Source organism: Marinomonas alcarazii (assembly GCF_003208215.1).
Classification (GTDB): domain Bacteria; phylum Pseudomonadota; class Gammaproteobacteria; order Pseudomonadales; family Marinomonadaceae; genus Marinomonas; species Marinomonas alcarazii.
In genome coordinates, this window is sequence record NZ_QKLW01000014.1 from 21064 (window position 1) to 29176 (window position 8113).

8 protein-coding genes and 5 tRNA genes are annotated in these 8113 nt (G+C 43.8%); all 13 read left to right on the forward strand.

Annotated features, from left to right (window positions below; genetic code table 11):
• Window positions 1–63: 63 nt before the first annotated feature.
• The 13 genes from DFP75_RS17975 to DFP75_RS18035 all read left to right on the forward strand — a co-directional run bounded on the left by DFP75_RS17975 (window position 64) and on the right by DFP75_RS18035 (window position 7974).
• Entirely contained in the window at window positions 64–1872 is a 1809-nt protein-coding gene (locus tag DFP75_RS17975; RefSeq protein WP_110577427.1) for a tetratricopeptide repeat protein, read from the forward strand.
• On the forward strand, window positions 1869–2447 hold the full coding sequence (lolB, locus tag DFP75_RS17980) for a lipoprotein insertase outer membrane protein LolB (RefSeq protein ID WP_110577428.1): 579 nt from the start codon (window positions 1869–1871) through the stop codon (window positions 2445–2447). The genes DFP75_RS17975 and lolB overlap by 4 nt, the downstream gene beginning before the upstream one ends.
• Before the next feature lie 5 nt (window positions 2448–2452).
• Window positions 2453–3307, forward strand: a complete 855-nt coding sequence (ispE, locus tag DFP75_RS17985) for a 4-(cytidine 5'-diphospho)-2-C-methyl-D-erythritol kinase (RefSeq protein ID WP_425451249.1) — start codon at window positions 2453–2455, stop codon at window positions 3305–3307.
• Window positions 3308–3387: 80 nt separating this feature from the next.
• A complete protein-coding gene (locus tag DFP75_RS17990) occupies window positions 3388–4335 on the forward strand; it encodes a ribose-phosphate diphosphokinase (RefSeq protein ID WP_110577430.1) in 948 nt (315 codons plus the stop codon).
• Window positions 4336–4404: 69 nt separating this feature from the next.
• The gene (locus DFP75_RS17995; RefSeq protein ID WP_110577431.1) at window positions 4405–4983 is read left to right on the forward strand and encodes a 50S ribosomal protein L25/general stress protein Ctc; all 579 of its coding nucleotides are present in this window, start codon (window positions 4405–4407) and stop codon (window positions 4981–4983) included.
• 21 nt (window positions 4984–5004) lie between these two features.
• Window positions 5005–5589 carry an aminoacyl-tRNA hydrolase gene (gene pth / locus DFP75_RS18000; protein WP_110577432.1) on the forward strand — a complete coding sequence of 195 codons (585 nt, stop codon included), beginning with the start codon at window positions 5005–5007 and terminating at the stop codon, window positions 5587–5589.
• A 25-nt stretch (window positions 5590–5614) separates the two neighbouring features.
• On the forward strand, window positions 5615–6706 hold the full coding sequence (ychF, locus tag DFP75_RS18005) for a redox-regulated ATPase YchF (RefSeq protein ID WP_110577433.1): 1092 nt from the start codon (window positions 5615–5617) through the stop codon (window positions 6704–6706).
• Between the two features lie 114 nt (window positions 6707–6820).
• A tRNA-Gln gene (locus DFP75_RS18010) sits at window positions 6821–6895 on the forward strand.
• Between the two features lie 10 nt (window positions 6896–6905).
• Window positions 6906–6982 (forward strand) — tRNA-Met (locus DFP75_RS18015).
• Between the two features lie 14 nt (window positions 6983–6996).
• Window positions 6997–7071, forward strand: a tRNA-Gln gene (locus DFP75_RS18020).
• A 34-nt stretch (window positions 7072–7105) separates the two neighbouring features.
• Window positions 7106–7182 (forward strand) — tRNA-Met (locus DFP75_RS18025).
• 18 nt (window positions 7183–7200) lie between these two features.
• A tRNA-Gln gene (locus DFP75_RS18030) sits at window positions 7201–7275 on the forward strand.
• Between the two features lie 114 nt (window positions 7276–7389).
• On the forward strand, window positions 7390–7974 hold the full coding sequence (locus DFP75_RS18035; RefSeq protein WP_110577434.1) for a TIGR04219 family outer membrane beta-barrel protein: 585 nt from the start codon (window positions 7390–7392) through the stop codon (window positions 7972–7974).
• Window positions 7975–8113 lie beyond the last annotated feature (139 nt).

Consider the following 8113-nt stretch of genomic DNA (forward strand, 5'->3'; position numbering starts at 1 on the left):
TAATAGGATTAGTTTATAGTTATGACTGACATAACGATCCGCTAACGATACCATAAGGGCTATATGAATTTAGCATCGAGAAAAAATATGCCTGCTGTTTTTAGGCTGACACAAAAAGTACAACATACGCCTTATAAAAAAGGGCTACTAACCCTAGTGGCTACGCTTAGCGTCACTCTTCTCAGTGCGTGCAGTCATAATACGATATCGGAAGACATTGAATCACTAACGCCTGAAGAACGATCCCTCGTCATTAAAGCAAGCAACGATGACATCGAATCCCTTCTGAACGCCGAATTTATGCTACAAAGAGAAGGCCCTAACAAAGCCTTTGAATCATTTTATGAGTTAGCGAACAAATCAAAGGATCTCGCTCTTATAAAAAGGCTCACACAGATTGCCGTTGCTTCTCAAAATCCTATGCTGATAGAAAGAAGCTCTAACTTATGGCTTTCTGTCGACTCTACTGCAGAAGCCGCCTACGCACTAAAGCTGCAAGTTCTAATACAAGGCAATCGCACAGAAGAAGTCACTACCTTGCTAACAAACGCCATGAGACATAATGTCTCTGTGCGTTTCTTGCCCATTTATCTAGAAGAAAACATTCGAGAAAATGAACAAGTTTCCACTATAGAGGAAGCCATCTCAGCCTTACCTCCAGAGCGAAAAGCCAATCAATACATTCAGTTAAGCTACGCTCATTTGTTATTACTCTCAGGAGAGTATCAACTCGCCATCACTACCTCGAAAAAGCTTTTAGAAAAACCGTCTTCAGACAAAAGCGAATCTCTCTATCTTATTTTAGCCTTCAGTCAGAAAAACCTTGGACTACTCGATGACGCGATCAAAACACTGAATTCAGCTCTAACTCACTATCCTAAAAACACAAGAATACTCACTCCCTTGATTGATTTTCTTGTTGAAAATAAACAAGCCCAACAAGGAACAGACATTTATCTAAATGCTAACTTAGAGACCCCTGAGAAGCTCCAAGTAGGCATCAATTTGATGCGCTCTCTTTTAGAGCATGATCAAGCAGAGCTAGCCTTAAATATAGCCAATAGCCTGCCACAAAAACAGCTGGGACTTTCTGATCAAATACAGTATTTAACTGCGCTGGCTTTTTTCCAACTGGATAAAAAAGACCAAGCCATAAAAGCCATGAAAAATGTTGAAGGCGCCCTACGCTCGAATGCCACCAATCAGTTGGCCCTTTGGTTTTATGAAGACGGGATGGAGAACAGCATCAACAACATGGTGCTAACTAGAACACCGCGCGAAAATATCCCTGAACAAATAACGACAATCAGTCTACTGCACGAAGAAAAAGGCCATCCGGAGCTTTCCTTTGAACTAGTCAGTACCGCTTTAGACAAGTTTCCTGAATCTGACTCGTTGCGTTATCGAAAAGCATTACTCGCAGAAACGCTTGGTAACTGGAAAGTAACCGAAACAGAGCTTAAAACCTTATTACAAAAAGACGCTGACAATCCACAATATCTAAATGCATTAGGTTACACCTTACTCATTCGGACCTCACGAATTGATGAAGCAATGGCATACATAGAAGCCGCTTACGAAAAAGCAGACAATGACCCAGCCATTATTGATAGTTTAGGCTGGGGATTCTTTTTAAAGGGGGAGTTCGAGCAATCGTCTTACTATTTAAAGAAAGCTTGGTCTATTTTACCCGATGCGGAGATAGGCGCTCACTACGGTGAATCTCTATGGAAACAACGCCATTACGAAGAAGCGATCTCTATTTGGAAAAGCGCCTTAGAAACATCACCTGATACACCACTTTTAATAGATACCATTGAACGACTGTCACCGTCGTTACTTGAAGAACACAAACAGGACTCATCATCATGAATTATCGTGTACTCAGTATTCTAGCCTTAACTGCCATCATTAGTGCCTGTAGTTCTAGACCAACAGGCCCCATAACGCCACCACCAGAAAGCGTAGATGCCATTTCAAAATGGGAAACCTCGGGCAGAGTCGGCATTAGAACACAAAATGACGCAGTGTCAGGAAACTTCAACTGGCAAAAAGACCCAAACACATTCGCCTTAAGCATCGTAGGCCCCTTTGGCCAAGGCGCCACATATATGAACCAGGCGAGCAACGGTGTCGTGACTCTTGAATACGAAGACAAAGTTGTTACGGGTAATAATCCGGCTATTTTATTGCAGCAAGAGCTGGGTTGGGCATTTCCTGTCGAGCAAGTAACTTATTGGATGAGAGGGCTTGCCTATCCAAATTCAGCCTCAAAAATAACGAAAGACCCTGAAAGCCAATTGCCTAACACCATCGAGCAAGACGGATGGAAAATAACTTATAGCAATTTCACCGAAGTCGAAGGTCTATCACTACCGCAAAAAATGCAGGTATCGAACCCGCCATTTAGAGTGAATTTAATTATTAACCAATGGACTATTCAGTAACTAAGATGCAATTACCTTCTCCTGCAAAATTAAATTTATTTTTACACATTACTGGCCGACGAGAAGACGGCTACCATGAACTGCAAACTTTGTTTCAGTTTATCGATTTATGTGACACCCTAGACTTTGCACTCACACGCAATAATCGGATCACAATTACCCCTATTATTGAACAGCTGCCTACCGAAGATAACCTTATTTACAAAGCGGCAAAATTGCTTACCCCGTTTAAGAAAGACTCCTCTTTCGGGATCGATATAATCCTAACAAAACAATTACCTATGGGTGGTGGAATCGGTGGTGGCAGCTCAAATGCAGCAACGACTTTACTTGCTCTAAACGTATTGTGGGAATGCCACCTTTCTTTGGAAAAACTGGCTGAATTAGGCGTGCAGTTAGGCGCAGACATCCCAGTTTTCATAATGGGGTTTGCCGCCTTTGCAGAAGGCGTCGGTGAAAAGCTACAACAAGTCGAGCTGGATACCCCCTATTTTTTGCTTATCAAGCCCAACTGTCACGTCTCAACTGGTCAAATTTTTACCGATAAATATTTGACAAGAGACACCCCTCCCATCAGAATATCGCACGCCTTGAAGCTGGGTGGGCATAATGATTGCTTAAACGTGGTAATAGCGCACAATCCCGAGGTCGAAGAAGCCTATTTATGGTTGAAAAATCATGGCGACGCAAAGCTAACGGGAACAGGGGCTTGCCTCTTTTTAGCATTTGATAATTTGCACGACGCTGAACGAGTGAGATCGTCTACACCGACAAAATGGCAGAGTTGGGTTTGCCGCGGTTGTAATACATCTCCGACGCACACCGCGTTAAACCAGTGGATTGAGCAAAATAGAGGTTAGTGCATCTGAAACAGCACTCCTCAGCCAGTCTTTTATTGGCTAATAAATAGTCATCGCTACAAAATACAAAGGTATACACAGTGTCCAAGTTGATGGTTTTTACCGGTAATGCAAACCCTGAACTCGCTCGCAGGGTGGTACGCCGCCTAGGGCTACCTATCGGAAACGCAACCGTAGGTAAATTTAGCGACGGAGAGATTACGGTCGAGATCAATGAAAATGTTCGTGGTAAAGACGTTTTTATTATCCAATCCACCTGTGCACCAAGTAACGACAATTTAATGGAACTCATTGTCATGGCAGATGCGCTGCGTCGTGCATCTGCTACACGAGTGACAGCGGTTATTCCATATTTTGGCTACGCTCGACAAGACCGCCGAGTGCGCTCTGCTCGCGTACCTATTACCGCAAAAGTCGTTGCAGATATGATTTCAGCAGTAGGCATTAACCGCGTCTTAACGGTTGACCTTCATGCAGACCAAATTCAGGGATTCTTCGACATCCCGGTTGATAACGTTTATGCAACACCGTTATTGCTAGACGACCTACAACGTCAAGGCCATGAGAACATCACGGTTGTTTCTCCTGATGTGGGCGGTGTGGTTCGTGCTCGTGCTTTTGCAAAATTACTTGATGATGCCGACTTGGCTATTATCGATAAGCGTCGCCCTCGTGCTAACGAAGCCCAGATCATGCATTTGATTGGTGACGTAGAAGGAAAAACATGCGTCTTAGTAGATGACATGTGTGACACCGGCGGCACATTGTGCGCAGCGGCAAAAGCCTTAAAAGAACATGGCGCCGCAAAAGTGCTTGCTTACTGTACTCACCCTGTACTGTCTGGCAAAGCCATTGAAAACATTAAAAATTCCGTGCTTGATGAGTTGGTCGTGACTGATACCATCCCATTGACACAAGAGGCGCTTAATTGCCCTCAAATACGCCAATTGTCGATGTCTGACATTATGGCGGAGGCTGTTCGTCGCGTATGCAACGAAGAGTCTATCAGTGCCATGTTTGGGGCCTAAACCAAACACTAACGCTCGGAACGGGTCGCATTTCTGGGCACAAACTTTATTAATTATTAGGAAAATACCATGTCATTATCTATTAATGCCGTAGCACGTACTCAAGAAGGTAAAGGTGCGAGCCGCCGCCTTCGTAACGAAGGCCTAGTGCCAGCTGTTATTTATGGCGGTGAAGCTGCTCCAGTATCTATCTCTTTCAAAAACAACGAGCTACTTAAAGCTGTTGGCACTCCAGGTTTCTTAACTGGTCTAGTTGAAGTATCTGTAGAAGGCAAAACTGAGCAAGTTCTTGTTAAAGCACTACAACGCCACCCATCTACTGGCGACGTTATGCACATGGACCTTCAGCGCGCACAAGCTGATAAGCCAATCACAACTCGCGTTCCTTTAAACTTCATCAACGCTGCTCAAAGTGAAGGTGTTAGTAAGCAAGGTGGTCGTTTGACTGTTGAGTCTAAATTGGCTGAAGTTCGTTGCTTGCCAGCGAACCTACCTGAAGCACTAACAGTAGACGTGATCAAAGGTCAACTTGACCAGATCTTCCACTTGTCTGATGTTATCCTTCCTGAAGGCGTAGAGCTTGTATCTTTGCTTAAAGGCGAAGATCACGACCAACCTATCGCTCGTATCGGTAAGTCTAAACGTTAAGATCTAATTGAAGGCAGTATTGTGGCAGGTTTCAAATTATTAGTAGGCTTGGGAAATCCAGGTAGCGAATACGAGAACACTCGCCACAATGCAGGCGCTCAGTGGATTGAGGCATTGGCTCGTCAGAGCCAATGCCCTCTTCGTTCTGAGAAAAAGTTTTTTGGCCAATTTGGCAAAGTTTATATAGCTGGTGAAGAGTGCTATCTCCTTATTCCCACCACCTATATGAATTTAAGCGGTAAAGCGGTTCAGGCCGTGTGCCAGTTTTATAAAATCCCTCCTGAAGAAATCCTTGTTATTCACGATGAATTAGATATTCCCCCAGGTACCGTCAAACTAAAGCAAGGCGGTGGGCATGGTGGTCACAACGGGTTAAAAGACATTATTTCAAAGCTGGCAAATAATCGAGAATTTGGCCGCCTAAGAATTGGTATTGGGCACCCTGGTCACGCCAGCCAAGTCGCTAATTACGTTCTTAAGAAAGCCGCTCCAGACGATTACACAAAAATAGAACAAACAATCGACGAATCACTGCGCTATGTTGATGACATCGTCCGCGGCAACCTTAACGCCGTGATGAATCAGCTACACAGCTTCAAAGCATAACCACTTAATTATTAGGAATCTCACTATGGGTTTTAATTGCGGCATCGTTGGGCTACCTAACGTTGGTAAATCAACTCTATTTAATGCATTAACTAAAGCCGGTATTGGCGCAGAAAACTTTCCATTCTGTACGATCGAGCCAAACGCAGGTGTTGTTGCTATGCCAGATCCGCGCTTGGATGCATTGGCCGAAATAGTTAAACCTGAACGAGTTCTAGCAACAACAATGGAATTCGTTGATATTGCAGGCTTAGTAGAAGGCGCATCAAAAGGCGAAGGTCTTGGCAATAAATTTCTTGCCAACATTCGTGAAACGGATGCGATTGCTCATGTTGTTCGTTGCTTTGAAGACGAAAACGTTATTCACGTTTCAAATCACGTTAACCCAAAACTAGACATCGAAGTTATCAACCTTGAGCTAATCTTTGCGGATATCGAGTCCATCGACAAACAACTTTTCCGCACAGCAAAAAATGCCAAAAGCGGTAACAAAGAAGCCATAGCCCATAAAGCGTTTCTAGAAAGCATCAAAGCACACCTAGAAGACGGCTTGCCAGTTCGTTCTATGACATTGTCAGACGAGCAGAAAAAAGAAGTCCGCTCTTTGCACCTGCTAACGACCAAACCAACTATGTACATTGCCAACGTGGCTGAAGACGGTTTTGAAAATAATCCATATCTTGACCAAGTACGTGAAATCGCAGAAGCCGAAGGCGCTATGGTGGTTCCTATCTGCAACCAGCTTGAAGCAGAAATTTCTGAACTAGATGCAGAAGAGATGCAAGAGTTCCTTGATGAGATGGGAATGGAAGAGCCAGGCTTAGATCGAGTCATCCGTGCAGGCTATGAATTGCTAGGCCTTCAGACCTACTTCACAGCAGGCGTAAAGGAAGTACGTGCCTGGACAGTCAAACAAGGCGCAACAGGCCCACAGGCCGCTGGTGTGATCCACACAGACTTTGAAAAAGGCTTTATTCGTGCTGAAGTCATCAGTTACAACGATTTCATCCAATATAAAGGCGAAAGCGGTGCCAAAGAAGCTGGAAAATGGCGTCTTGAGGGCAAAGATTACATCGTGAAAGATGGCGATGTCATGCACTTCCGTTTTAACGTATAACGAATAATGAAACATTTTTAGAAAAACACTTGACCCATTAACAGGTTATATGAATAATATCGCGCCACAGAGGCAGTAGATCAATTCATGTGAACTGTTTTTGTGTCAGTCTGTTGGGGTATAGCCAAGCGGTAAGGCAACGGGTTTTGATCCCGTCATGCGTAGGTTCGAATCCTTCTACCCCAGCCAACAGACAAACGGCTATGTAGCTCAGTTGGTTAGAGCACATCACTCATAATGATGGGGTCACTAGTTCGAATCTAGTCATAGCCACCAGTAATTCGATAAATTGGGGTATAGCCAAGCGGTAAGGCAACGGGTTTTGATCCCGTCATGCGTAGGTTCGAATCCTTCTACCCCAGCCATCGATTTACCATTAGTAATAGACAATACAATTAAGGCTATGTAGCTCAGTTGGTTAGAGCACATCACTCATAATGATGGGGTCACTAGTTCGAATCTAGTCATAGCCACCAGTAAAAGCACTTTTTTATTGGGGTATAGCCAAGCGGTAAGGCAACGGGTTTTGATCCCGTCATGCGTAGGTTCGAATCCTTCTACCCCAGCCATCTCTGTAAATATTCTCCACAATTCCTCATATCTTTTCCTTATTTCATTGGATTTTGGCTTTCTTCCTCCTATAATTAGCCTAAATTTATCCTTTCGATCTATGGACAATACTCATGAAGAAATCGGCCCTAATCTTATCAACTGCTTTATTAGCAAGTACGGCAAACGCTGACGTTCTTGGTGTTACTGCTGAAGCTGGATCTTACCTTATCAATGATGGTGATGATTTTAACTCATACTTCGGCATCGCTCTAGAGCACCCTATCCCACTTATCCCAAACCTTCGCTTACAACACCAATCATTGGAAAGCACTGAGAGCGGAAATTCTTACGACCTCCCTTTTAATGACTACACTCTCTATTACGAGCTTTTGGATGGGTTAACATTAGTACATTTGGATGTAGGTGCAACGTTCAGAAAAATCGATCATGATAACTCAGACATCGGTGGCACTTACCCATTACTATATGCGTCTGCTTTCTTAGACATCCCAGGCACTGTTTTATCAGTTGGAGCCGAAGTGAAAACAGGTGGCAATAGTGATGCAGATATTACCGACACGACCTTCAAAGTTAAATTCCAACCACTGGTCTTTGCCGGACTAGAGCTAGGTTACAGAACGATCAAGGAAGACTTTAAATCTAACGGAAAGGTTGAGCCAAAAGGTCTTTTCATTGGTGCATTTGTAGACTTCTAAGCCTCTTAAATAAAAAAATCCCGCTGAGGCCTGTTATGCCTCAGTGAAGTGACCCCATAAAGTTGGACACTTTATTAACCGGCTAACAATGCCTGATTTCGGTACTCTACCGGAGTCAGGCCATTTAACCCCATTTTTA

What these genes read in the sequence shown, in the direction of transcription:
- ychF (WP_110577433.1), top strand. Translation starts at nt 5,615, where the DNA reads ATGGGTTTTAATTGCGGCATCGTTGGGCTACCTAACGTTGGTAAATCA.
- DFP75_RS18035 (WP_110577434.1), top strand. Translation starts at nt 7,390, where the DNA reads ATGAAGAAATCGGCCCTAATCTTATCAACTGCTTTATTAGCAAGTACG.
- lolB (WP_110577428.1), top strand. Translation starts at nt 1,869, where the DNA reads ATGAATTATCGTGTACTCAGTATTCTAGCCTTAACTGCCATCATTAGT.
- DFP75_RS17995 (WP_110577431.1), top strand. Translation starts at nt 4,405, where the DNA reads ATGTCATTATCTATTAATGCCGTAGCACGTACTCAAGAAGGTAAAGGT.
- DFP75_RS17975 (WP_110577427.1), top strand. Translation starts at nt 64, where the DNA reads ATGAATTTAGCATCGAGAAAAAATATGCCTGCTGTTTTTAGGCTGACA.
- ispE (WP_425451249.1), top strand. Translation starts at nt 2,453, where the DNA reads ATGCAATTACCTTCTCCTGCAAAATTAAATTTATTTTTACACATTACT.